The organism is Microbulbifer discodermiae (assembly GCF_040742695.1).
Taxonomy (GTDB): domain Bacteria; phylum Pseudomonadota; class Gammaproteobacteria; order Pseudomonadales; family Cellvibrionaceae; genus Microbulbifer.
The window spans coordinates 38,430-64,086 of record NZ_JBFLAB010000013.1 but is presented as its reverse complement, the minus strand read 5'-3'; the positions used below and the strand labels follow the sequence as shown (position 1 = coordinate 64,086).

General features: G+C 61.0%; 19 protein-coding genes. 8 read left to right on the top strand and 11 right to left on the bottom strand.

The window, feature by feature from the left end; genetic code table 11:
- Positions 1–81: 81 nt before the first annotated feature.
- The 6 genes from AB1S50_RS06925 to AB1S50_RS06900 form a co-directional block, all read right to left on the bottom strand.
- The gene (locus AB1S50_RS06925) at positions 82–1,932 is read right to left on the bottom strand and encodes a glycoside hydrolase family 3 protein (RefSeq protein ID WP_367149796.1); all 1,851 of its coding nucleotides are present in this window, start codon (positions 1,930–1,932) and stop codon (positions 82–84) included.
- Between the two features lie 13 nt (positions 1,933–1,945).
- On the bottom strand, positions 1,946–2,896 hold the full coding sequence (locus AB1S50_RS06920; RefSeq protein WP_367149795.1) for a DUF4380 domain-containing protein: 951 nt from the start codon (positions 2,894–2,896) through the stop codon (positions 1,946–1,948).
- The gene (locus AB1S50_RS06915; RefSeq protein WP_367149794.1) at positions 2,884–5,469 is read right to left on the bottom strand and encodes a glycoside hydrolase family 3 protein; all 2,586 of its coding nucleotides are present in this window, start codon (positions 5,467–5,469) and stop codon (positions 2,884–2,886) included. Before AB1S50_RS06915 ends, AB1S50_RS06920 begins: the two co-directional genes overlap by 13 nt.
- Positions 5,470–5,489: 20 nt before the next feature.
- Positions 5,490–6,530: a glucokinase gene (gene glk / locus AB1S50_RS06910; RefSeq protein WP_367149793.1), complete on the bottom strand. Its 1,041-nt coding sequence runs from the start codon at positions 6,528–6,530 to the stop codon at positions 5,490–5,492.
- A 3-nt stretch (positions 6,531–6,533) separates the two neighbouring features.
- On the bottom strand, positions 6,534–8,843 hold the full coding sequence (locus tag AB1S50_RS06905; protein WP_367149792.1) for an ADP-ribosylglycohydrolase family protein: 2,310 nt from the start codon (positions 8,841–8,843) through the stop codon (positions 6,534–6,536).
- A gap of 151 nt (positions 8,844–8,994) precedes the next feature.
- Complete coding sequence (locus AB1S50_RS06900) at positions 8,995–10,326, bottom strand: sugar MFS transporter (protein WP_367149791.1); 1,332 nt, start codon at positions 10,324–10,326, stop codon at positions 8,995–8,997.
- A 386-nt stretch (positions 10,327–10,712) separates the two neighbouring features.
- Between AB1S50_RS06900 and AB1S50_RS06895 the strand changes: the two genes are divergently transcribed.
- Together AB1S50_RS06895 and AB1S50_RS06890 are read left to right on the top strand one after the other, a co-directional pair.
- Positions 10,713–11,882: a sensor histidine kinase gene (locus AB1S50_RS06895; RefSeq protein ID WP_367149790.1), complete on the top strand. Its 1,170-nt coding sequence runs from the start codon at positions 10,713–10,715 to the stop codon at positions 11,880–11,882.
- 10 nt (positions 11,883–11,892) lie between these two features.
- Positions 11,893–12,771 carry a LytR/AlgR family response regulator transcription factor gene (locus AB1S50_RS06890; protein ID WP_367149789.1) on the top strand — a complete coding sequence of 293 codons (879 nt, stop codon included), beginning with the start codon at positions 11,893–11,895 and terminating at the stop codon, positions 12,769–12,771.
- Positions 12,772–12,818: 47 nt separating this feature from the next.
- On the opposite strand, the gene AB1S50_RS06885 is transcribed toward AB1S50_RS06890, so the two are convergent.
- From AB1S50_RS06885 to AB1S50_RS06865, 5 genes are all read right to left on the bottom strand, one after another.
- Positions 12,819–13,631 carry a symmetrical bis(5'-nucleosyl)-tetraphosphatase gene (locus tag AB1S50_RS06885; protein WP_367149822.1) on the bottom strand — a complete coding sequence of 271 codons (813 nt, stop codon included), beginning with the start codon at positions 13,629–13,631 and terminating at the stop codon, positions 12,819–12,821.
- A 163-nt stretch (positions 13,632–13,794) separates the two neighbouring features.
- Entirely contained in the window at positions 13,795–14,592 is a 798-nt protein-coding gene (gene rsmA, locus AB1S50_RS06880) for a 16S rRNA (adenine(1518)-N(6)/adenine(1519)-N(6))-dimethyltransferase RsmA (protein WP_367149788.1), read from the bottom strand.
- Between the two features lie 209 nt (positions 14,593–14,801).
- Complete coding sequence (gene pdxA, locus AB1S50_RS06875) at positions 14,802–15,809, bottom strand: 4-hydroxythreonine-4-phosphate dehydrogenase PdxA (protein ID WP_367149787.1); 1,008 nt, start codon at positions 15,807–15,809, stop codon at positions 14,802–14,804.
- Positions 15,806–17,173 (bottom strand): peptidylprolyl isomerase, encoded by a 1,368-nt coding sequence (locus AB1S50_RS06870; protein ID WP_367149786.1) that lies wholly within the window; start codon positions 17,171–17,173, stop codon positions 15,806–15,808. Before AB1S50_RS06870 ends, pdxA begins: the two co-directional genes overlap by 4 nt.
- Positions 17,173–19,767 (bottom strand): LPS-assembly protein LptD, encoded by a 2,595-nt coding sequence (locus AB1S50_RS06865; RefSeq protein ID WP_367149785.1) that lies wholly within the window; start codon positions 19,765–19,767, stop codon positions 17,173–17,175. Before AB1S50_RS06865 ends, AB1S50_RS06870 begins: the two co-directional genes overlap by 1 nt.
- A gap of 236 nt (positions 19,768–20,003) precedes the next feature.
- Between AB1S50_RS06865 and AB1S50_RS06860 the strand changes: the two genes are divergently transcribed.
- The 6 genes from AB1S50_RS06860 to AB1S50_RS06835 all read left to right on the top strand — a co-directional run bounded on the left by AB1S50_RS06860 (position 20,004) and on the right by AB1S50_RS06835 (position 25,652).
- Positions 20,004–21,086, top strand: a complete 1,083-nt coding sequence (locus AB1S50_RS06860; RefSeq protein WP_367149784.1) for an aminoglycoside phosphotransferase family protein — start codon at positions 20,004–20,006, stop codon at positions 21,084–21,086.
- Positions 21,083–21,775, top strand: a complete 693-nt coding sequence (locus AB1S50_RS06855; protein ID WP_367149783.1) for a nucleotidyltransferase family protein — start codon at positions 21,083–21,085, stop codon at positions 21,773–21,775. The genes AB1S50_RS06860 and AB1S50_RS06855 overlap by 4 nt, the downstream gene beginning before the upstream one ends.
- Before the next feature lie 53 nt (positions 21,776–21,828).
- Positions 21,829–22,500, top strand: a complete 672-nt coding sequence (gene rpe, locus AB1S50_RS06850) for a ribulose-phosphate 3-epimerase (RefSeq protein ID WP_367149782.1) — start codon at positions 21,829–21,831, stop codon at positions 22,498–22,500.
- A gap of 223 nt (positions 22,501–22,723) precedes the next feature.
- Complete coding sequence (gene trpE, locus AB1S50_RS06845) at positions 22,724–24,217, top strand: anthranilate synthase component I (protein ID WP_367149781.1); 1,494 nt, start codon at positions 22,724–22,726, stop codon at positions 24,215–24,217.
- Positions 24,214–25,077, top strand: a complete 864-nt coding sequence (locus tag AB1S50_RS06840; RefSeq protein ID WP_367149779.1) for an ion transporter — start codon at positions 24,214–24,216, stop codon at positions 25,075–25,077. The genes trpE and AB1S50_RS06840 overlap by 4 nt, the downstream gene beginning before the upstream one ends.
- Entirely contained in the window at positions 25,074–25,652 is a 579-nt protein-coding gene (locus AB1S50_RS06835; protein ID WP_367149778.1) for an anthranilate synthase component II, read from the top strand. The genes AB1S50_RS06840 and AB1S50_RS06835 overlap by 4 nt, the downstream gene beginning before the upstream one ends.
- Positions 25,653–25,657 lie beyond the last annotated feature (5 nt).

Below are 25,657 nucleotides of genomic sequence, written 5' to 3'. Positions count from 1 at the left end.
GGGCGGAAAAAAGCAGCCGGTGCGGCGCTTCCCCTCGCCGCACCAGCCGACAGGAAACCCGCCCCGGCTATTGCGACCCGGCTATTGATAGGTGAGGCCGAAACCGAAGGGGAACAGTGGAGCGTAGTTTTTATCGCCGATATTGATCGGAACCTGTTGCAGGGACCTGGGCCAGGTTATCGGTAGCTTGCCTTTGGGCCCATAGTCGCCGAAGAGTACATCCGCCACGCCGGCGCCCTCACTGCCCGGCAGCCAGGCCGCCACCACCGCCTGGGCGGAGGCAATTTCATCGGCGATCAGCAGGGGACGCCCGGAAATAACCACCAGTACCGTGGGTGTACCGCTCTCCTTTACCCGCGCCAGCATTTGCCGCTGGGGTTCGCTCAGGGTGAGCGGCTGGCACTTTTCACAGGGGGCGGGGCGGTAGTCGCCGAAGCCCTCGGCGTAGGGCTCCTCGCCCACCACCACTATGGCGACATCGTGGCCAGCCGCGCCTTCGCCGGCGGCGTTATAGGTCACTTGCCCCCGGGCCAGCGAGCGGATTCCCGCCAGAATCGTGGTGCCGTCGGTGATGGCCCCGCGTTTGCCCTGCCATTCGATGGTCCAGCCACCGGACTGCAGGCCTATGTCGTCGGCGTGGTCGCCGGCCACAAAGATACGGGCATCCCTTTTCAATGGCAGCAGCCCGGCGTCGTTCTTCAGCAGTACCTGGGACTCGCGCACCGCCTGGCGGGCCAGGGCGCGATGCTCCGGGTTACCGATAGGGGAGTCGACGCCGTCGGCGCTGCTCAGGGGCGCCATGGGCGCATCGAACAGGCCGGCCCGCAATTTGGTGGCCAGGATCCGGCTGACGGCGTCATCGATGCGCGCCATGGGCACTTCACCGGCCTTGACGGCGGCGGTGAGGTCGCTGATAAAGTCGCGCCAGTTCTCCGGTTCCATGATCATATCCAGGCCGGCGTTGACTGCGCGCACTACCCGTTCACGGTTGGTGTCTGCGGGTATTTCCTCCAGTGCGGCCCAATCCGAGATGGTGATACCGTCGAATCCCAGCTCACCTTTGAGTTTGTCGGTCACCAGCGCCTTGTGCTCGTGCATTTTGGTGCCGTTGACGCTGCTGTAGGACACCATCACGGCGCCCACACCGGCCTTCAGCGCCGGCACATAGGGGGCTATGTGGATGCGCTCCAGCTCGGCGGCGTCGAGACGGGTATCCCCGCGGTCGATTTCGTAGCCTTCATCGCCGGTGCCATAGGTGGTGCCGCCATCCGCCACCCAGTGCTTGGCAGTGGCCACCAGTTTGTTGTGACGGATATTGGCGCTGTCCAGAGGGCCGCCCTGCAATCCTTCCACATAGGCCCGGCCCAGTGTGCCCACCAGCTGCGGGGATTCGCCGAAACATTCGTAGGCCCGGCCCCAGCGATCGTCGCGGGCGACACAAAGCGTGGGGGCGAAGGTCCAGTGCACGCCGGTTGCCACCGCTTCGCGGGCTGTGGCCGCACCGATTTCCCGCGCCAGCTTTGGGTTGCGAGTGGCGCCAATGGCAACGTTATGGGGAAAAATAGTGGCGCCGTGGACGTTGCTGTGGCCGTGCACGGCGTCCGTGCCGTAGATCAGGGGAATTCCCGCAGGGGTAGAGATGGCGGCATCCTGATAGGCGTCGATCATTTCGACCCATTCGGCGCGGGTGTTGTTGCCCGGAAAGGAGCCACCCCCATTCAGGATTGAACCCAGGTGGTATTTTTTTACGTCTTCCGGGGTGGCGAATTTGCGTTCGGCCTGGGTCATCTGGCCGATTTTTTCCGCCAGCGTCATCCGGCCCAGGATTTCACTGACCCTTTTATCGGCGGCATCCGCAGCCGGCTGGCCCATTAAAGGAGCGGCGGTGGCAATGGCCCCCAGCAGTGTGCAGATTTTTATCAGTTGTTTCATGCTCTTCCTTACTTCACTTTGAGTTGGGGTCCGGTGCCGCTTCTGCCGCCGATCCGCCATGGATCAAGGCCCTGGCACGCTGCAGCTGCTGCCGTACCAGTCGCAGCAGTGAAGGCGAGGCGGGTTCAACGGCCACTTCGTCCGGGATTTCGGTGACCAGCCAGTGGACGCGCCAGTCCAGGTGCTGCGCCGGCGCCAGCGCCTGTGCAGCGCTTTGTATTTCCAGCTCCAGATAGGGGCTGTGCCCGCTCAAATAGAGTTCGATATCCCCCTCGCCGCTGGCCATAAGATGCTGCGCAACGGGGGGGTAAATTTTCAAATACAGCTGGCCCTGGGCGGCGTAGGCGAGCCAGCCGGCGGTGCTGTTGGCGATGACTTTGCCCTCGCGCAGGGGTTCACTGGGCGCCATGGGCAGCCACAGGATGCCCTCCTTATCCAGCAGATAATCCACTTGTCCCCGCACCTGTTGCACACTGGCGGGGGTTACCGGTGCAAAGGCCAGCCCGGCGCGGGCGACCCGCGTCACCTCCCAGGCGGCCACCTGCTCAAAGCCGCTTTGCGCCTGGATGCGATAGTCCAGTTGCAGCAGGTTGTGTCCCAGCGCGCGCAGGCTTTTCCGTACCCGGGCGCCCGCACCGGGCGCACTCAGCAGGGTGACGCTGTTGCCTCCCTGTTGCAGAACCTCATACGGTTGGTTGTCGTGTTCGGGCACCGGCGGCCAGGACCACAGTGCCTGGGGACTCAGCCAAAAGGTGGAGCCGTAGTTATCGGGGTGTACCTCCGGGCCGCTCAGTAGCTGCTGATCCTTCAGGCGCAGTTCGCTGATACGGGCACCGGTGGCGGGGTCTATGCGGACACTCAGGTCGCCGCTGCGCAGGGAAATTTCCGTGCCGGCTGCAGCCGCCGCGCAGCACAGGGCTGTGGCGGCGCTATACAGACGCAGACTGCGGCTTAGCCGGGGCATTGGATATCGGCGGATTGCGCCGCTCCGGGTACATACTTGATATTTGCCACGGCCAGGGACAGGGCGCCGGCGCTGTTGAGTGACAGGGCGCTGGAGACCCTGCTGAAATCCACTCCCTGTTCGACGAAACAGCGCAGGTCGATGGACAGCCTGGTCCACTCTCCAGGTGCCAGTTGCGCCAGTGGCGACTGCAGCGGCAATTCCCCCGCACAGCCATCGCCGCAGGCGATCTGTGCGTTTACAGGTTGCCGCGGGGGCTGGTCCACGCGAATATCCAGGGTCAGGGCGGAGTCTTCCCGCAGGTAGCGACTCAGGTTCTGTGGATTCTGCGTGCCCAGCTGCACACCGCCTTCACGCAGCCCCTGCCATTGGATTAACCGGGCATCCTCCTGGGACTCCATATCGATGGCGGCCACTGTGATGTTGTTGTCGTCGCCACTGCTGGCGCGATTGCCGGTGACTGCTACAGGCGCGCGGCCCGCTTCGGCAATTGCCAATTGCCAGGGGGCCCGCGGGCGGGACACCATCAGCCAGGCGTCCTCCAGTTTTCCCTCCGCGTAGGTGTCGCCATCCTCGGGTAGGGAATCGCTGACCAGTGACTCTTCGCCATTGCGCAGGCCATAACCGAGCGGGAACAGGGGCTGGTAGCCAGGGTGATAGGGGTTCAGCACCACCTGGTGTACATATTTGGGCCAGCTGAAGGGCAGCCTGCCGGTGAACTGGTGGCGGACATAGCCTTCGGCATCGGTAAACAGGACATCGGCCACGCCGCCGCCCTCGGACCCGGGCAGCCAGGCGGCCACGAAGGCGTCGGATGCGTTGAGTTCCTTGTTGATCCACAGAGGGCGACCGGACAGGAACACACTCACCACCGGCACATCTTGGGCGCGCAGCTTTTTCAGCAACGCCAGATCGTTTTTATGGCCCAGTTGGTATTCGATGCTGGCCAGGTCGCCGTGCCACTCGGCATAGGGCTCTTCGCCGAACACTACGATCGCCACGTCGGGCCTGCCGCCACCGGGAAAGGTGTCGGCGGAAAAGCTGCCATCCTCGCTCAGGGCAATCCGGCCCCCGGCGGCTTCCACCACTGCCTGGAAACCGGCGAATAGGGAAGTGGCACCGGGAAAATCCTCGCGACTGTTGCCGGTGCCCTGCCAGGAAATGGTCCAGCCACCGGACTGCTTGGAGAGGTTGTCAGCACCATCGCCGGCCACAAGAATTCTCTGCCGTGGGTGTAGCGGCAGAAGGTTGCCGCTATTCTTCAGCAGCACCAGGGAATCGCGCACCGCTTCGCGGGCCAGGGCCCGGTGATCATCGTTGCCAAGGATGCGACTCTTCCCCGCCAGTGGGCGGACATGCTCAAACAGGCCGGCGCGGATCTTGACCCTCAGGATACGTCGTACGGCGTCATCCAGTCGCTGCCGCGAAATCTCGCCGCTCCTGGCCTGCGCCAGGGTATTCTGGTACAGCTTTTTCCAGTCGGACGGCACCATGAACATGTCCAGACCGGCGTTGATGGCGGCCGCGCAGCTTTCCACACTGCATCCGGGTACGAAACGGTGGCCGTTCCAGTCGCCGACGACGAAACCGTCGAAACCCAGGCGGCCCTTTAGCACATCGGTGAGCAGATACTTGTGTCCGTGCAGGCGTTCACCGTTCCAGCTGTTGAAGGAAGCCATGACGGTCTGCACTCCGGCGGGCAGCGCACTCAGATAACCGGCCCCGTGCAGTTCGGCCAGCTCCCTTTCCGCCACCCGGTTGTCGCCGCGGTCGATACCCCGCTCGGTGCCGCCGTCGCCGAGGAAGTGCTTGGCGGTGGCCACCAGGTGTTCGCCGCGCAGGAAGTCCTCGCTCTGTTTGTCGCCCTGGAGTCCGCGCACCATTTCTGCGGCATAGTCGCGCACAACGGCCGGGTCCTCGGAATAGCTCTCGTAAGTCCGGCCCCAGCGGTCGTCGCGCACTACGGCAATGGTGGGTGCAAAGGTCCAGTCGACTCCGGTCACCGCCACCTCGCGCGCGGTCGCTGCGCCGATGCGGCGGATCAGCTCCGGGTCCCGCGCCGCACCCAGGCCGATATTGTGCGGGAACAGGGTGGCGCCGATGATATTGTTGTGGCCGTGTACCGCGTCGCTGCCCCAGATAATCGGGATGGCGACGCCGCCGTCAGAGGTGTCCATGGAGGCGGCATAAAAGGCTTCGGATAACTGCAGCCAGTCCTGTGGTGTGGCGAACTTGTTGTTGTCGGGGTAGGTGCCGCCACCGTTCAATACTGAACCCAGGTGGTAGGTCTTGACGTCTTCCGGTGTGACATACTTGATTTCCGCCTGGATCATCTGGCCCACCTTTTCCTCGATGGACATACGGCTGACGAGGCTGTCGATCCGCGCTTCCAGTGCCGGATCTTTTGGCAGGGCTGGCTCTAGCTTTGGCCATACCGAGAGGTCTCCCACCGCACTGTGCGCCGACGGGCCAGCGCCCGGCGCAGAGGCCTGGTGTTTTTCGCCGCTGTCGCAACCTCCGAGGATGGCACTGCAGAGCAGCAGTCCGGCGGTTATTTGCTTGGTCAATGCCATGGGTTCTCTCCCGAAAATCGTTATTGTTCGCTGCCCAGAAAGGCTGCCGCCCCGACCAGTGCCGGAAATGGATGGCGCACCAGGTAGACGGGCAATTTGTGCAGATAGGCGGACATGACGCCTTTGGCGCGCAGGCGCGACATAAAGTCACTGGCCCGCAACAAGGGTTCAATTCTCGGCAGTATGCCGCCGCCCAGGTAGAGGCCGCCGCGTGCGCCCAGGGTCAGCACTGCGTCGCCACAGAAGCTGCCAAGCAGATTGCAGAAGAGGTGCACCGTATACCGTGCCAGGGCGCAGCTACCGTCCAGCGCTGCGGCGGTGATGGCCGCTGGATCCCGCGACGTTTCCCGCTGGCCACCTATGGCGGCGAGGCCGCGATGGATATTGGCCAGTCCGCGGCCGCACAACAGGTGCTCTGCGGAGATATGGCAGTGCTCCCGGCGCAGGTATTGCACTATAGCCAGCTCTTCTTCGTTGACCGGGGCGATGGTCGTGTGACCACCCTCGCCGGGCAGGGCGCGCCAGGTGTTGCCATTTCGCAATAAACCGCAAACACCCAATCCTGTGCCTGGGCCGATCACCACGCGGGGTTCTTCGGGCATGGGGTGTTCGGAGACCGGCTCTGTCTCCGTATCGACCCGCGCTAATTCTTCCCCTTGCAGGCCCGGGCAGCTGAGCGCCAGGGCAGCGAAGTCGTTGATGACCTCAAAACGCGCGTAGCCCAGAGAACGCTTGAGACTGGACTTGGAAAAAGACCACGGCAGATTGGTCACCGCTATCCGGTCTGAACCCACCGGGCCAGCAACTGCCAGGCAGGCTTCACTCAAACTGGCCACCTTGCTTGCTGGCAGCGATTGCAGATAGCTTTCCAGTGCCGCTTCAAGTTGCTCAAACTGGGCGCAGGGTAATTGTCGAATGTCCTCGACCAAGGTTCCCTGTAGTCCCCGGTGGCCCTCTCCCCCATGTCGAGCGAGACCGAAGCGGGCGTTAGTGCCACCAATATCGGCGACCAGTTTCCAGTTTTGCGAAACCGTTGTGACCGACTGTGTACTTTCTTGCATGGTCTATTTATCACTCCTGTCAGTCGACGGCTGGCCTGGAGTTCGGCGCGGAATAATCCAACTATCCGTCGACGGATCAATATGGCCACCCAACTGGCGTTCGACTATTTGGTCCACAAGCTGCACGCCGCGCTCAGCCATCCGGGTAAAAGTGTCTTCGCCGGCAAGGTTGGGAATATAATCGGGAAAATTTCGGCGCGTGCGGTGGATCCAGTAGGTATCACTTAATTTTCGGTCGGGAAACGCTTTTGCAATACCATCGCGTCCGAACATAAAACCCAACAGGCCGCCCCAGGTTGCGGTGGGATTATCCGAGTCCCAACCCGCCAGCGCCCCGATTTGCACGGTGCGCTTCAGGTCCCCGCCGCCGTAAAACAAGCTGACCAAGCTCGCGGCAAAGTTGATTCCGGCATCGAATGGGCGCTGGTAATGATAGCCATCGTCGCCCCCCAGCTGATAACGCCGGTAAATGGCATCGCGGGTTAGCTCCCAGTCGTTTTTGTCCGGATTGCGCAGATAGGACTGATAAATAAAGTCATACATGCGTCCAGCATAGGAATCGTTTGCAAGCTGGCTGCGTGCCTGCGCCGCTAGCCAGAGTATTTTTTCCCGCGGGGAAAGCGTTGGCTCGATCACTGGCACCAGCGCATGCATGACTACATAAAAACGTGCGATTTGCGCCGCGACACCGCTGGCTGTAGTACGGATTGGCAGTTCCGCAAACTGGAGTGCCACATCCGGGCGCGTCGGTGCCAGCAGACCAAACAGCTCAGTGGTGAGCTGTGCGTCTATCATGGTCGAGTCCGGATTGTGTTCGGGCTCACTCGTCTGCGGTGGCAGTATACCGTCGCGCATCAGATAGTAGGCCCGCTCGTTGGACACCCAGAGAAAATTCTCTCCGTCCGGCGCATCTTCGTTTGAGTAGATATGCTCTAGCCAACCGGCCCGAATCTGTGCCGGTGTCAAAGGTTCACCATCGTGCCGGTTTAGCAAGTGGAGGTACAAATATTCGATGTCGGTGTCGTCATCGGCACCCCAGGGTTCATCTGCCGGTACCGTATAGAAATCAATTTTTTTCGCATGAGGTACATAATTGCCCCATATATTTCTCTGATCGTCAGCGCCCCAGTCACGGTCGGTATAAAAGGGCGCTTCTACTCGGTCCATCTCGGTAATCAGTCCGGTCCAGTTGGCAATACTCGCACCCAGCCAGAACCCCGCCAGTTGCTCACGATAGCGCGAGCGGGATACGGTGATGGATTGACCCTGTTGATCAGCTGGCGGGGCAACGCGGCTTTTTCCACTGGCTTTGAGATCCGGCAGCGGGGTGCCTGTCGCTTTTACTTTTGGATCGACGCTGCTGGCACAGCCTCGCCCATCGGCATCGCCTCCCGCGCAGCGATAGACGCGCACATAGTCAATGGCCAAAGTTTGCGGGAAGACGGTATTGTCATCGGGTTCGCCAGGCCAGTTGCCGCCAACCGCGAGATTGAGTATCAGGTGGAAGGGTTGATCGAACGGTGCTCCCGCGGCAGCCAACCGGGTATCACCCGCTTCTGTCTGCAGGCGATAGGTATACCAACCGGGCTGGTCATCCGCCGCCGGCCGCTGGGTGCCATAGTGAATACCATCTAAATACCAGCGAATTTCATCACGTTCCCATTCAATCGCATACTGATGGAAGTCCTCCCAGACGTTACCGGGTGGATCGTAGTGCGCGGAGGTATATTTGTTATTGGGCCATGCCTCACCATAGTGGAGGGTGCCGTAGATACGGTTGCCTCCAGCGGCGTTACTGTTGATCGCCTCCATAATGTCGATCTCGCCACTGTGTGGCCAACCGCCATAACGCCACTCTGTCGGCAGCATCCAGATCGCCGGCCAAATACCCTGCCCCTGGGGCAGTCGCGCGGACACTTCGATACGGCCATACTGCCAATCCCCGTGATGCCTGCTGCGCAGGCGTGCCGAAGTGAAGTGCCGGAGTGCACTGGTATCGGCCACGTTATAGTCGGTTTCGTCGTCCTGAAAAGCGGGGCCGCGGAAGTCTTCCCTGTGTGCCACAATGTGTAAAACACCGGCGGAAATAAAACTGTTTTGCTCTCGGGGCGTGTAGCACTGTAATTCATTGTTGCCACCGCCGGCACAATTCACCTCGTAGCGCCACTTAGTCCGGTCCAGTGAGTGATCCGAAAATTCGTCACTCCAAACCAACTCCCAACCGCCCTTCGCAGCGGACACCGGCTGGTCAGCAGTGGCACCAATGGATGCACAAAGAGTCGCGACGACGAAGAGGGAGAACTGCCGTACCATCTTTTTTGTTTGCCACCCAGACCTGCAGTTTTGACAGCACAAAATGCAACGACCGCCTTAAAACAACAAGCCATTGTCGGTGAGAGGGACCGAATCACAGTTGAGAGGGTTGGCAGTCACACTGCCAACCGCTGTGGTGGGCGTCGGGTTTTCAAACGCCGTTGCGCAACATGGGCGAAAAAGTACCGTAGTAAACGATATAGCAGTAACACAGCAGAGGAATCAGAAACGATAGCTGGATACCGGCGAAATCCGCCATGACTCCCTGTGCCAGTGGCACTATGGCGCCGCCGACAATGGCCATGCACAAAACCCCGGAGCCCTGACTGGTGTTTCTGCCCAGCCCGGTCACGGCCAGACTGAAAATGGTGGGAAACATGATGGAGTTGAACAGGCCCACCGCGAGGATGGACCACACCGCCGGCATACCGGTGGACAACATGGCTGCGGCGATCAACAGGGTTGCGCAGCAGCCACAGACCGCCAGCAACAGGCCCGGGGAAACATATCGCAACAACAGGGCGCCGGCAAACCGGCCAATCATCGCGCCGCCCCAATAATAGGAGACATAGCGGGCGGCCTGAGCGGTACTCATACCGGCCACGGACGGCTCGCCAAAGAAATTAACCAGAAAACTGCCTATGGCCACTTCGGCGCCCACATAGACAAAAATAGCGATGGCGCCGAGCATAAGACGCGGATAGCGCAGCGGGCGGAAAGCGGAGTCCACATCGGGGGCTGTATCGGCGGGGGGCTGTTGGTGCGGTGCGGATGGCAGCCGGACCCAGGAAAAAAATGCCACCATCAGCAGCAGCACCAGGGCGAGGATGAAATAGGGTTTCTCCACCAGGGCGGCCTCGTGGGCGCGAAACAGCTGCAGGCCTTCCACTGTAGTGGTATCCGCGCCCGAGGCAACAGCAGAAAAAATAACCAGACCGCCGAACGCCGGTGCCAGGGTGGTGCCCAAACTGTTGAAAGCCTGGGTCAGATTCAGGCGACTGGGCGCGGTGCTGGCCTTGCCCAGCGCGATTACATAGGGGTTGGCGGACACCTGCAGAATGGTAATGCCCGCGGCCAGTACAAACAGACCCAGCAGAAAAATGCCGTAAATCTGCATGCGCGCCGCAGGGATAAAAACCAGGCAGCCGGCACAGGCAATCAGCAATCCCAGCACCAGTCCCAACTGGTATCCCACCCGCTTGATCAGAGCGCCGGCGGGCACCGACACCACAAAGTAGGCGATAAAAAAACAAAACTGGACGAAAATCGCCTCGGTATAGTTCAGGTCGAAAACATTCTTGAGGTGTGGGACCAGGATATCGTTGAGGCTGGTGATAAATCCCCAGATAAAAAACAACGAAGCCAGAATCGCCAGGCTGAACCTGTGCGAGGGTTCGGCAATGGAAGTCCTCTCGATTAGGGGGACGGCATTGGCGGCGTTTGCCACTGTGTCCTTAGCCACACCGCTGATTAACTCTTTCATCGGCAGTCCGATTTATTACTGTGTTCCCGCCTGACAAACCACCCTTCAGATTCACCTGCCCCCGGGGGTGGGTGGAGCGCTGAGGCTCGCAGCCTGTCGGGTGAAACTACCATATGCGGTTGCGCGGCAAACAACCTCCGCGATAAGCCGGACCAAATTCAGGCTGGCCGGACCCCGCGGACAGCACCGGGAAAAATATTTCTGCAAAAGAGGGTTTCACCAGGGAAAGAATTCTAAAGCAAACGGGCTGATAGACAAGCCGGACTGAATTTGCGTTGAAGCGGACTGTGCAAGCCATCTGCATTGGCTGTGCCGCTACTATCGCGGTAATATCGGTAGCACACGTAGGGATATAAACCCTGCGGTAGATAAGAATACGGACAACCATGGCCGAACCCTCTTCCCACAAGACCGGCACCGAAGTGATATCAGGTACGCAGCGCTGGTTCTGGAAGCTGCAACTGGTGAGCTGGCTGGGTATTTTAATTGTCACCTTCCTGTCGATGTCTTTCTGGCAGTCGTCGGTGGCTTGGCCGGAGATCGAGCCGGCCAATACACTGGTCCAGTGTGCAGTTGCGTTTCTGTTGTCGCTATTGTTGAAGCCGATTTTCGATATCGCCTGGGATACACCCGTCGGTGTGCGGACCTTTATCTATCTGGTTGCCGTGGCGGTGATCGCCGGAATCTGGACTCTGGTGCGCATGGAACTGTTTATTCGCCTTACGGGAAAACACTCGCTTTGGTCGGAATTCGGAGGTTGGTACTACGCATCATTGTTCGTGTTTTTGTTCTGGAGCGCATTGTACTGCGGGGTAAAGTACTATCTTTTACTGGAGCAGGAACACGACAAGATGCTGCGGGTGGCGGCGGTACATGAGCGGGAGCAGATACGCCGACTGCACGCTGAATCGGTTGCCAAGGAGGCGCAGTTGAAGATGTTGCGCTACCAGCTCAACCCGCATTTTCTGTTTAATACTTTGAATTCCATCAACGCCCTGATTCGCTTCGAACAGCGGAAGGAGGCGGGTGATATGGTGATGCGGCTGAGCCAGTTTTTGCGCCACTCCCTCAAAGAGGACCCGGATCACAAGGTGAGCCTGGAGCAGGAAATAGCGGTGGTCCTGCTCTACCTGGATATAGAGAAAACCCGCTTTGCGGATCGGTTACAGGTGCAGCTGGATATTGAAAAATCCGCGGTATCCGCCAAGGTGCCCAGTATGCTGCTGCAGCCTCTGGCAGAGAACTCGATAAAATATGCGATAGCGCCCAGCGAATCCGGCGGCACCATAGAAATTTCCGCGCGCCGGAAGAATGGACGTTTACTGCTCCGGCTCACGGATTCCGGCAGCCGCTGCGGCGGTTCAGGAATTTCCGGTGAGGTTCCGTCCTCGACGGGTGTCGGCCTGTCGAATATCCGCGACAGACTGAAGACGCTTTATGGCGATGGCTACGGGTTGCAGCAGGACTGGGCACCGGGCGGCGGTATGCGGGTAACCATCCGCATCCCTTTTGAAACTGACTCAGCAAATAACAAGACCGGCAAGATACCGGCATAGGAGTGATCCCGTGAAGCCATTGAGAGTCGTCGCCGTGGATGATGAGCCCCTGGCGCTGCGCCTGATAAAATCCATGCTGCAGGAACTCCCCTATATGGAGGTGCTGGCAACTTGTCGCAACGGGCGCGAAGCGGTGTCGGCGATCGCTGAATGCGCCCCGGATCTGGTATTTCTGGATATCCAAATGCCTGGCATGGGGGGATTCGACGTGGTGCGTGCCCTGCAGGCCGATACTATGCCGCTGGTAATTTTTACCACCGCCTACGACCAGTTCGCTCTGGAAGCGTTTGAAGTCAATGCGGTCGACTATGTGCTGAAACCACTGGAGGTCGATCGGTTGCAACTGGCGGTAGACCGGGCCCGTGAACGCCTTCTGGCGCAGGGTCCGGGCGCCGGGCATGGCACCCCTGACAGCCGCGCCGGCACCAAGGCAAGCCTGCTGAATTCCATTGTGCAGGTGGAAGGGGCAGAGGACAGTGAGGGGGGCGGAGGAGACCAGCAGGTTTTGCAGGATACTGCGGCGGCTCCGCGCAAGCTGGCGATCAAGGACCGCAGTCGTATCGTGATGGTGAATCAGGCGGATATCGAGTGGATTGATGCTGCGGGAGACTATATGTGCGTACACGCCGGCGGCGAGACCCATGTGATGCGCAGCACCATGAAGGAATTACAACAGCAGTTGTGCGCCGATACTTTCAAGCGGGTGCACAGGTCCACTTTGGTCAACCTGACTTTTATCGATCATATCAGGGTGCTGAGCAAGGGTGAATATCAGCTGACACTGAGCAGCGGTTCGCAAATAAAAGTCAGCCGCAATTACCGCCAGCCAATCAAGGAATATCTCGATGAGGCCCGGGGCGCGACCCTGGGGCCTGCTCACACTAATTAATCCGGCAACTTATTGAATAGTCCCACTGGAGCGGGCCGGTCTCTGTGTCAGAGGCCGCAATCGGTGCAGAAAAACTTTTCATCGCTGAGCCGCATGGCGGTGAGATATCCCCCCCAAACACAGCCGGTATCCAGCGCGTAGACGTTGGGGGTATCGGCGCGTCCCTCCAGGGCGGCCCAGTGGCCGAAGAGAATTTTGTCGTTGCGGGTTTTTCGCCGCTTATGGCTGAACCAGGGACGGTAGCCATCGTGCCCTGCGTCGGCACCGCGCTTGGTCACCAGGTCCAGGGTGCCATCCTCTTTGCAGAAGCGCATGCGGGTGAAGTAGTTGGTGATGGAGCGCAGGCGCTCCACACCCACCAAGTGATCGTTCCAGCAGTGGGGTTCGTTGCCATACATACCGTAGAAATAGGCCTTTGCCATGGCGTCGTCGCTCAGGGCCTGATGCACCTCGCGGGATAATTCCACCGCTTTGGTGACACTCCACATGGGGGGAATGCCCGCATGTACCATGGTGAAGCCTTTTTTGTGCACCACCAGCGGTTGCTTTTGCAGCCAGTGCAACAATTTGTCCGCGTCCTTGGCCCGCAGGACCTTTGCCAGGTCGCGCTCTTTGTCGGTCAGGGATTTGGCGCCGTGGGCCAGCGCCAGGAGGTGCAGATCGTGATTGCCCAGTACCGCTGTCACCTGGGCGCGGTGTTTGTACAGGAAGCGCAGGGTACTGAGGCTGTCGTGCCCGCGGTGTACCATGTCCCCGGCCAGCCACAACTTGTCCCGGTCAGGCCGGAAGCGCAGCTTCTCCAGAAGGCGCATAAAGGGGTCAAAACAACCCTGTATATCTCCAATGGCGTAAGTGGCCAAAATAATTCCCGTATCCTGTTTTGCTTCCCCAGCTGGCTGTTGCAAAAGCCTTTCCTGGCTTTCTTCAACCCGGCCTTGTGGTGTATGTCCGCAAACCCTCCACAACTAATCGTGTAGTTACACGCTTGATTTGCGGCCCGAACTTCCCTGTTCGAAGTGCAGGCTATTGGTCCAGCGTGGACAGATAGTTTGCCAGTTGTACGAATTCCTGCACGCTCAGTGTCTCGGGGCGGCGCCCGGCGTCCAGAGGCAGTTGTGCCGCGTCCAGGTCCGGGTAGAGCGGCTTGATCGCGTTGCGCAGTGTCTTGCGACGCTGTTGAAAGGCCACCTGGACCAGGCGCTGCAACAGGTTTTCGTCCACTGCCGCATAGGGTGGTGTCGGGTGGGGGACCAGTCGCACTATGGCCGAATCCACTTTCGGCGCAGGGCGAAAGGATTGCGGTGGCACCGGGAAAAGCCCCTGCACCTTGCAGTGGTACTGCACCATTACCCCGAGACGACCGTAAGCCCGGGTGCCGGGGGCGGCGATCAAGCGATCCACCACTTCCTTTTGCAGCATAAAGTGCATGTCCCTGACCGCGCCGCGAAACCCGAGCAAGTGAAACAGCAGTGGCGTGGAGATGTTGTAGGGCAGATTGCCCACCACCCGGATGGGCCCGTCGCCGGCTAGGCTGCCGAAATCAAACTTCAGTGCATCCTGTTCGACAATCCGGAAGTCGGGGTAATCGCGGAATTTGAACTTCAGTATTGGGATCAGGTCGCGGTCCAGTTCCACCGCCGTCAGCCCCGGGCAGTGATGCAGCAACAGGGCGGTGATGGCGCCCTGTCCCGGCCCTATCTCCACCAGGCGATCCGTTTCCCTGGGGGCTATAGCGCGCACAATGCGCTCGATAATGTTCTCGTCTACCAGAAAATTCTGGCCGAAACGTTTGCGCGCCTTGGGTTGGAAAAAGTTATCCATACAAAACAGCATATGACGGTTGCATTGATGCGCCACCATACACGCTTTGGCGCCCTTTCACACAGAAGAAGTTGTGGGACTTATCAATCCGGCAACTCTATAGGTATCTCAATATAGGTATCTCAATATTAACCCGGCAACTCAATAGACTGCCGGGTTAACAGTAGCAGCCCGCCTGGACCCGGCCCCGAAGCCCTGAGCATAACGGATCAATGGCCGGCCTCACCTTCAGCGCGCAGCTCAGTCAGTTGTATCGCCTGCGCCAGTGCCGTCCGCAGACTGCCGCAGTCGGCTGTGTTGCAGCCGGCGATATCGAGGGCGGTGCCGTGGTCTACGGAGGTGCGGATAAACGGCAGGCCAAGGGTGATATTGACCGCCTGGCCGAAGCCGTGAAATTTCAATACCGGCAGCCCCTGGTCGTGGTACATGGCCAGCACCGCATCGCAGCGGGCCAGCTGCGGTGGCGTGAACAGTGTATCGGCGGGCAGGGGGCCCAGCAGTTGCATACCCAGTGCCCGCAGCCGCGCCAGTAGCGGCTCGATAACCTCGATTTCCTCTCGCCCCAGGTGGCCGCTTTCACCGGCGTGCGGGTTGAGCCCACAGACGCCGATCCGCGGTTGCGGGATACCAAATGTCTGCTTCAGGCTGCGATGCAGTATGCCGATCACCCGATCCAGGCGCTCGCTGGTAATTGCTGCGCTGACGTCTTTCAGGGGCAGGTGGGTGGTTGCCAGGGCGACACGCAGGTCCCCGGCGGCCAGCATCATGACCACTCGATCGACGCCGGCGCACTGGGCAAAAAATTCCGTGTGTCCACTGAAGGGGACACCGGCGTCGTTGATGACACCTTTGTGTACCGGGCCGGTCACCAGCGCGTCGAAGGTACGTGTCAGGCAGCCTTCGGCAGCCAGGCGCAGGCTTTCCACCACATAGGTGGCGTTGCCGGGGTTGAGGGTGCCGGCGGTTGCCGGCGCGCGGAGGGACACAGGCTGCAGGTACAGGCAGTCTGCCGGAGTATCTGCCGCCGGGCGTTGGGGATCGAAGGGTATCAGTGTCAGGGGCAGTTGGAGCGCCCTGGCTGTCTGCTCCAGCAGCTGCGGGTCGGCAACGGCGATGAGTTGCGCCGGCTGGGGGTCGCGCAGATGCGCCAGTTTGACCGCGAGTTCGGGACCGATACCCCCGGGTTCGCCGGGGGTCAGGGCTATCCGTGGGATCATTGGGCCGGCTGTGCGCCTCCGTTCGTGGTGTTGTCTGCGTCGGTGTCGTCTCTCAGGTCGGGCAATTTGATATCCACGTACGCCTGGTCGCGGATTTCGCGGCGCCAGTTCTGCAGCTCTTCCTGATAGCGGCGGTTGCGCAGCAGGTTTGCGGCCTGGTTGCGAATATAGCGGTCGGTCATATCCTGCTGGCGACGGCCGTCCACACGCAGAATGTGCCAGCCAAACTGGCTGCGGAAGGGCAGGCTGATCTCACCTACCGGGGTATTGTCCATGGCCTGGGTGAATTCGGGTACGAACTGCCCGGGGGTGGACCAGCCGAGGTCGCCGCCGGCCAGCATGGTGCCGATGTCCTCCGAGTATTCACGCGCCAGCTGGTCAAAGTCGGCACCTTTTTCCAGTTGTTGCCGCAGATCGATAAGGAGGTTATAGGCATCGTCATCGGTGCGGATCTCGGAGGTCTTTATCAGGATATGGCGGACCTTGGTCTGTTCCACCATCTGTTCGCTGGCGCCCCGCTGGGCGTGGATCTTCAGCAGGTGAAAGCCGGCGTCACTGCGGAAGGGGCTGGTGACCTCGCCCACCTGGAGGCCTTCCAGGGCATCGGCGAACAGAGTGGGAAGCTCGACTGTTTTGCGCCAGCCCAGGTCGCCCCCGGAGAGGGCATTCTGGCCGGCGGAATTGGCAATGGCCAGGCGGCGGAAGTCGGCGCCGTCTCTGATTTCCTGTGCCAGCTGCTCGGCCTTGGCGCGGGCCCTGGAAACTTCGTCCGCGGGGGCGCTGGAGTTGACCGGAATCAGAATGTGGCCCAACTCGTACTGGGGGGACTTCCAGAATTCGCCCTCCTTGGAACGCAGGAAGTTGTCGACGTCCTGCTCGCTGATCTGGATGCGGCGATTGACGCTGCCCTGCTCCACTTGGCGGATCATCAGCTCCTGGCGGATCTGTTCGCGGAAGGATTTCATCGACATACCGTCGGCGGCAATACGCTGGCGAAACTGCTCCGGGCTGACGCCGGCATTCTGCTGCACCCGGGCGATGGCCTGGTCCAGCTCGTTGTCCGCGACGGTGACACCGGCGCGGGCCGCCATCTGCAGTTGCAGCCGTTCGATGATCAGCTGTTCCAGCACCTGCCGGCGGAGAATCTCTATGGGCGGCGCCTCCACCTGCTGGGCGCTGATCTGCGTCATGATGGTATTCAGGCGCTGTTGCAGCTCGCTGGCCATGACAACGTCGTCGTCGACCACCGCCACCACCGCGTCCAGTTGCTGTACTTGCGCCCAGGCCAGGTTCGCAGCGAGTGCACCGAACGCCAGCAGTGCCAGCAGACCGTTTTTGTAATTGAGTTTGGTCGTTAGTTTCATCACTGTTTCAGTAATTCTCTCTGTGCAAAGTTGGGGATGCCTTGGCTGAGCATACGGGTTACGGTGGTACCCAGTCCCGCCAAGCCCTTGAGCTGAATCTCCAGATAGATACCCTCGTCGAATGTCAGGTCCTCCGGCTGGACCACGTCCGCCAGATTGTTGTCCAGGGTGCGCCGCCAGGCCACACGGGCGCGGTAGCAGCAGCTGTCATATTCGATTCCCGCCAGATACTCCAGTTCCCGGTCGAAGGTGATATCGTAGTTGGCCCTGGCGAGAATGGAGAGGGAGGCGCTGACAGGCAGTACCATGGACGCGTCCACTTGCCGCACCGGGCCGCGGATCAGGTTGTCGTCGAGATCGAACTCCTCCTCCTGGCGCAGGTAGCGGTAGCCGAGGTTGAACAGCCTGAGATCGTCGTCGAGGTAGCGCAGGCTGAAGTTGCCGCGGTTCATCTCTCCCCGATCGTCGTCGTAGATGAGTTCGCTGGCAATCCGCATCGATTCGATGGGGTAGCTCTCCAGGCGGGCGGCAAACTCCGACCGGGGCGCGTCCTCGACGATGCCTCTGAGTGTGGTTTCCCGATCCTGCAGGTAGAAAATCTGCCCGCCGCTGAGGGTGAACAGGTCGCGGCCGCTAGACGGGTCGATGATGCGGCTGGTGAGCCCCAGTGCCACCCGGTCCGCATCGTCGATGCGGTCCTTGCCGGTAAAGCGGCTGTCGCGGAACAGCTGGTCATAGCTGAAAGTGAACAGCGATGTGTCGAACAACAAATCGTTGCCGCCATCGCTGGGACTGGTGCTTACATCGATAAAGTCGCTCTGGTCCGCCCTGGAGCTGCCCAGCGCGAACAGCCGCGGCTCCAGGGTCTGCACATAGTCCCGGCCGAAGGCGGTGGCGTTGCGCTCGAAGAACAGGCCGGTATCCAGTGTGACCTGGCCGGCGGATGCCTCCGGTGAGGAACTCGCGTCGGGGCGCAGGAATTCATTGTCGAGACTGTAAGAGAGATAGCGGAATGCCAGTCCCGGGGTGATATAGCCCCACAGCCACTGCTTGTCCCAGTCCAGTTCGTAGTCGATGCGCATCCGCCGGGCATTGACGAAATTGCGCGTCCGTTCAGTGACACTGTCCGGGTTGCCCACATCGGCGATAAAGCGAATGGTTTCCTCTTCGTCGTGGTCCCAACTGGTGACTTCGTGCTGCAGCGCTAGGGCCAAGTCGCCCCAGCGGTAGTCGCCATCGATATTGAGGCGGGGCAGCTGACTGTAGGTTTCGAAGCGGTCTTTCACCAGCTGTTGGTATTCCTGTGCGCGCAGGGTTGCCTGCCAGTGCTCCCCGGACAGGCCCGCCTGGGCACTCTGACTCAAGGCCGTTTCCGCCGAGACACTCAGGTTGGCGGTGTCCAGGTCGCGAAAATAATCCGGGTCGCTGACTTTGGTGTAATCGATCTTGGTGCGCCAGGGGCCGCCACTGCTGCCCTGCTGCTCGATGTTGGCGAGCCAGCGGTCCTTGCCTTTGGCGGGCAGCACCAGATCCTCCGGGAATCCCTGCCGGATCAGGCTGCGGGCATCCTCATCGTCGCCGCCCTTGTCGTTGGGCAGGCCGGCGGCGCGCACTTCGGTGTTGAACCAGGGGCTCAGGTGGCGCACCTCCACCTCGGCGCCGGACCCGCGGTACTGGATATAGCGCGGGACTATGGTGGCATCCAGTTGCGGCGCTATGTTCCAGTAGTAGGGGATGGCCACATCCCAGCCGTTCTCGTCACTGTTGCTGATGCTGGGGAACAGAAATCCGGACAGGCGCGCATCGCCGACGGGAAAGCGCAGATAGGGGAAATAAAACACCGGCACATCCAGCACCTCCAGGCGCACATCGCGGGCGGTTCCCTGCCGTTCGACATTGTCGATTGCGATTTCGCCCCCTGTCATGCGCCAGAATACGTTGCCCGGTTCGCAGCGAGTATAGTCCCCCTGGGTCAGTATCAGTTCGCCGCTGGCCTCACGCGTCGCATAGCTGGCACTGCCGTGAACATACTGGTCGTGGATGACGTAGGTGGCATCCTCGATGGCGGCCGCCCTGCTGTCGGTGTGCACTTCGGCGGCGCGACCCCGCACCAGCAGGTTGGGCTCCCGCAGTTCAATGGCGCCGCGCAGATAGGCGGTGCTCTGGGTGCGGTTGACATCCACCTCGTCGGCGAACAGCTGGCGGTAACCCTGGGTGATGCGGACATTGCCGCGCAGTTCCGCAGTGCCGTCCACCAGTGACTGCTGTGAGGTATCGGCGGTGGCCCGCATGGGAGCGTCCTGCGGCAGCAGAGCCGCATCCGGGTAATCGGCCGGGGGTGCGACGAAAGCGCCGCTGCAGGCCGCCGGCATTGCCGCCCGGCGGGATGGCGGCAGCTGATCGGCCGGCAGCCAGTCCAGGTAGAGGTAGGGGTTGTATTCCTCCACGGAGCCGGCCACGGGGTCTGCCGTCTGCGCCAGTGCCCCCTGGCCCCACAGCGGCTGCGTGGCGAGAAAACCGATAGCGAGTGGGTGCGGTCGGGGGATCTGTCTAATTGCCAGCGCCAGGCGGCGCCACCGGGAAGCTTCCAGCATCAGGTGATATGTTCCGGCTATCTTTAGAGTTTGTTCCGTGGCGAGGCGCGGGCGGGCGGCGCGCGGAAAATCAGCGATTGATTCTACTTCAATGTGGGCATGGTGCACACTACTAACGGGGCTATCAATTTTGTTGGTTTCGCCTGCCGGTGGGGGTGGAAAGAAGAGCTTGTCGCTGGACGGCGGCGGTACCGCCGCTAAAATGCCAGCCGGGATTTGTGGAGTAGTAGCGGCTCATGAGTGAGCGACTTGAAAGAGATGGGGTCGACCAGCGGCGCAGTGGATTGAGTCGCTGGTGTGCCCGCGCGCTCAAGAGCGGCAACGGCACGCCGCTGCAGCCGCTGACCGGTGACGCGGGTTTCCGCCGTTATTTCCGCACCGGCAGCAGGCCCAGCATGATTGCGGTGGACTCCCCGCCGGAGTTCACCGATCCCCAGCGGTTTGTGGCCGTGGCGGATTATTTGCGCCGCCACGGTATCCACACGCCAATGGTGGCGGCCGCAGACACTGAACAGGGATTTATGCTGTTGGAGGACCTGGGCGACACCCAGCTCTTTGCAAGGCTCGATGGGGACAGTGTTGCCGGACTTTACGGGGAAGTGCTGAACGAACTGCTGTGCCTGCAGCAGATTCCGGCCCAGGAGGATCTTTTCCCCCCCTATAGCCGCGAGCTGTTATTGAATGAAATGCGCATCCTGCCGGAATGGCTGGCGGAGAAAATGCTCGGTTATCGCCTCGAAGCGGCGGACCTGTCCCTGCTGGAAGACACTTTTGCACTGCTGCTGGACAGTGCGGAAGAGCAGCCCCGGGTGCTTGTGCACCGGGACTACCACAGCCGCAACCTGATGCTGCGCGATGGCGAGCGCCCGGGGGTGGTGGATTTTCAGGACGCAGTTTGGGGTCCGGTGACATACGACCTGGTTTCCCTGCTGCGGGACTGTTATGTGCGCTGGCCCCAGGATCGGGTACAACGCTGGGCACTGTGCTACGCCGTCAATGCTGAAGTGGCAGGGATCATGGAAGCCGTGCCGGCGCAGAGGTTTCTGCGCTGGTTCGACTGGATGGGACTGCAGAGGCATATCAAGGTGCTGGGCCTGTTCCCGCGCCTGCACTTGCGCGACGGTAAAGACAGCTATCTGCCCTACCTGCCCCTGGTAATCCGCTATGCGCTGGAGGTGGCGGACCGCTACCCGGAACTGCGGCCCTTCGCCGAATGGTTTCGGTCGCGATTGCTGCCGCTGTTGGAGCATCGCCACTGGTATCGCGACTACCGCAGCGCCGGCGACACCGGCAGACAGATGTACGGGGTGACCCAATGAGTCAAAGCAAGCAATCCCGGGGCCCCGTCGCTATGGTGTTGGCCGCGGGTATTGGCCGGCGTATGCTGCCGCTGACTGAGCACACCCCCAAGCCATTGTTGGAGGTCAGCGGCAAGCCCCTGATCGAGCACACCCTCGAGCGGCTGGCTGCAGCCGATGTGCGCCGCCTGGTGATCAATCTGAGTCACCTGGGCACCCAGATCCGCGAGCACCTGGGGAGTGGCGACCGCTGGGGACTGAGTATCCGCTATTCGCAGGAGGAAGAACCGCTGGAGACCGCCGGAGGTCTGATACGGGCGCTGCCACTGTTGGGAGAGGAGCCCTTTCTGGTGATAAACGGCGATGTGTGGAGCGATTTCGACCCGTCGGCTTGGCTGGCCCGGCCACTGCCGGACGGGTGTCCCGGCCGGCTTCTTATGGTGCCCAATCCCCCCCATAATCCCGAGGGGGATTTCGGTATCGAAAGGGGGCTGTTGTCCGGTACCGCCAAACCCCGCTATACCTTTGCCGGAATCAGCTGGCTGCGCCCGGAGATACTGCACGATTATCCTCGGGCCCGCCGCTGTTTTGGCCTCGGTGAGGTTTTCACCTACAACGAAGATCGCCTGCAGGCGGAGTTGTTTGATGGCGACTGGTGTGACGTGGGGACACCGGAGCGTCTGCAGAGACTGGAAGCGCGTCTTACGTGACTCTATAAACAGGCCCTAAGATAAGTTGCCGGGTTAATAATTAGGAGTATTCCATGCCGGACTACAAGATTGCACCGTCGATCCTCTCCGCCGATTTCGCCCGCCTCGGCGAAGAAGTGGAGGCGGTACTGGCCGCTGGGGCCGACTGGGTGCATTTCGATGTGATGGACAATCACTATGTACCCAACCTCACCATAGGTCCCATGGTGTGCAAGGCGCTGCGCAGTCACGGGATAGAAGCGCCGATCGACGTGCACCTGATGGTGGAACCGGTAGACGATTTGATTCGCATGTTTGCCGATGCCGGGGCCACCTACATCACCTTCCATCCGGAGGCGTCGCGCCATGTGGACCGCTCCCTGCAGCTGATCCGCAGTCTCGGCTGCAAGGCCGGGCTGGTGCTGAACCCGGCCACCGGCCTGGACCCGGTCAGGTATGTCACGGACAAATTGGACATGCTGTTGCTGATGTCTGTGAACCCCGGTTTCGGCGGGCAGAAATTCATCCCCGCCACTCTGTGCAAACTGCGCGAGGCGCGCAAACTGATCGATGCGTCCGGCCGGCAGATACGCCTGGAGATCGACGGCGGGGTGACTCGGGATAACATCGGCGAGATCGCCGCCGCCGGTGCCGATACGTTTGTGGCCGGCTCGGCTATCTTCAATGCCAAAGAGTACGGCGAGGCTATTGCCGCCATGCGTACACAGCTGCCCCGGGGCGGGTAGGGCCGGGGGCCTTGCCCGCCTGGAGTGGTCTTTGTACACTGGCGCGCTGGAAAAATGAGGCTTTGCCGTGAATCGTTCCGCCCTCCATGTCGACAGCTGGCGATGGTGCCACTGATCCCCTGAAGCCCGCGCGGCCTGTTTTTCGCGCCGAGCCCCTGGTCGAGCGGATGGGATTTGCCGGCTCCGCTCGAGTGAAACTCTCCCGAATATCTTCGGAGTCGCCATGACCCCCAGCGAATACCGCCGGCTCGCTTCGGCCGGATACAACCGCATTCCCCTGTTGCGCCGTGTGCTTGCGGATGTTGAAACGCCGCTGTCCACCTATCTGAAACTGGCCGCGGGTCGCTACAGCTATTTGCTGGAATCGGTGCAGGGGGGGGAGAAATGGGGGCGCTACTCCATTATCGGCCTGCCGGCGCGCACGCTGCTGCGCGTGCACGGGCATCAGATAGAAGTGGAGTGCGATGGGGAGGTGACAGAGCGCTGCGAAGCGGCCGATCCCCTGGCGTTTGTGGAGGAGTTCCAGCGCCGTTACCGGGTACCGGAGCTGCCGGGCCTGCCGCGCTTCAACGGCGGCATGGTGGGCTATTTCGGTTACGACTGTGTGCGCTACATAGAGCCGCGCCTGGCCGCCGGCGCCCCCCCGGACAGTCTCGGCAACCCGGATATCCTGCTGATGGTCAGTGACGAACTGGTGGTGTTCGACAATCTGGCGGGGGCGGTGATCTTTATCGTTCACGCGGATCCGGCGCAGGAAGACGCCTACGATCGTGCCCGCCAGCGCCTCGACAGTCTCGCGGCCGGCCTGTCGCGGCCGGTGCCGCCGCTGCCGGCACTGGATATGGATGGGCGCGGGTTGCAGGAGTCTGTGTTTCGTTCCCACTTTGGCGCCCAGGCGTTCAAGGCGGCGGTGGGGCGGGTGAAGGAGTATATTCTCGCCGGGGACGTCATGCAGGTGGTGCCTTCGCAGCGGCTGTCGACGCCGTTCAGTGCGCCACCGATCAATCTCTATCGGGCGCTGCGCAGTCTCAATCCATCCCCTTACATGTATTTTCTCGACCTGGGGGATCACCAGGTGGTGGGTTCCAGTCCGGAGATTCTGGTGCACCTGGAGGATGGCGATATGACGGTCCGCCCACTGGCCGGCACCCGCCGTCGCGGTGCCAATGCAGAGGAGGACGCGGCATTGGAGCGGGAACTGCTGGCGGACCCCAAGGAGATCGCCGAGCACCTGATGTTGATCGATTTGGGCCGCAACGATGTGGGCCGTGTGGCGGAAACCGGCAGTGTGCGTGTCACCGAGAGGATGGTGGTGGAAAGATACTCCCACGTGATGCACATCACCTCCAATGTGACCGGGAAACTGCAGCGGGGCCTGTCGGCCATAGATGCGCTGCGCGCGGCCCTGCCGGCGGGCACTCTGTCCGGGGCGCCGAAAATCCGCGCCATGGAGATTATCGACGAGCTGGAACCGGAAAAGCGCGGTATCTATGGCGGCGCCGTGGGTTATCTGGCCTGGAATGGCAATATGGATACGGCCATTGCCATCCGCACGGCGGTGATCAAAGGCGGCCAGTTGTACATTCAGGCCGGAGCCGGGCTGGTGGCGGATTCAGATCCCCAGGCGGAGTGGGATGAAACCATGAACAAGGCGCGCGCCCTGTTCCGCGCCGCCGCCATGGCCGGCGGCAATGGGGATGGAGAACCGGTGTCATGAGCGAGGCGAGTGTCCCCCAGGGGGCGAGTCTGGTGGACCAGTGCCGGCGCATCGTCGCCGCGCCCCTGTTCAACCACTTGATTATCGGTTTGATCCTGCTCAACGGCGTGGTGGTGGGGCTGGAAACCTCCGCGTGGATGAGCGCCCGGTTCGGCCCGCTACTGCAGGGCATCAACCAGTTCATTCTGGCCGCTTTTATCGCCGAGGCGATCTGCAAGATACTGGCCCATGGCAGCCGGCCCTGGCGCTACTTTGCCAGCGGCTGGAACTGCTTCGATTTCACAATCATCGCGCTCAGCCTGATCCCCGCGGCGGGGCCACTGGCGACATTGGCGCGCCTGGTGCGGGTGCTGCGGGTACTGCGCCTGGTATCGGCGTTTCCGGAGCTGAGGCTGCTGGTGGATACGCTGTTGCGCAGCCTGCCCAGCATGTTTCACATAGCGCTGTTGATGGGGCTGATTTTTTATATCTACGGTGTGGCCGGTTATTTTCTGTTCCACGAGGTGGATCCGACCCACTGGCGCAACCTGCCCATCGCACTGCTCAGCCTGTTCCGCATCGTCACTTTTGAGGACTGGACCGACATCATGTATGTGGCCATGGAGTCCATGCCCTGGGCCTGGCTCTACTTTGTCAGCTTTGTGGTGATGGGGGCCTTCGTGATGATCAACCTGTTTATCGGGGTGGTACTGAACAATTTGGAGGAAGCCAAGCTGAGGCGCCTGGATGAGTTGCAATTGCCCCCGAGTCAGACTGAAATTGTACGGGAGCTGCGCTCCACTCAGGAGGCGCTGGCGCGGTTGCAGAGACGCATGGAAAATAACTTTCCGGCATCAAGGGGCGAGGGCAGCGGGCGATGATTTTGATGATCGACAACTATGATTCCTTCACCTTCAACGTGGTGCAGTATCTGGCCGAGTTGGGGGCGGAAGTGGTGGTAAAGCGCAACGACCAGATAGGGGTGGAGGATATCGACCGCCTGGCACCGGAGAAAATTGTGATCTCGCCCGGTCCCTGCACCCCTAACGAGGCGGGCATTTCCATGCAAACCATCCGCCACTGTGCCGGCCGGGTGCCGATTCTGGGCATCTGCCTCGGTCTGCAGAGCATCGGCCAGGTGTTCGGTGGACAGGTGGTGCGCGCGCGCAAGGTGATGCATGGCAAAACCTCCCCCATTGTGCACAACAACCTCGGTGTGTTTCACAACCTGTCGAATCCCTTCGAGGCCACCCGCTACCACTCGCTGGTGGTGGATAAGGACAGTCTGCCCGACTGCCTGGAGGTCACTGCCTGGACCGAGACTGAGGCGGGGGAGATCGACGAAATCATGGGCCTGCGCCACCGCGAACTGTCGGTGGAGGGGGTGCAGTTTCACCCCGAGTCCATCCTGACTCAACACGGCCACGATATGCTGAAAAATTTTCTGCAAGCCTAGAACCG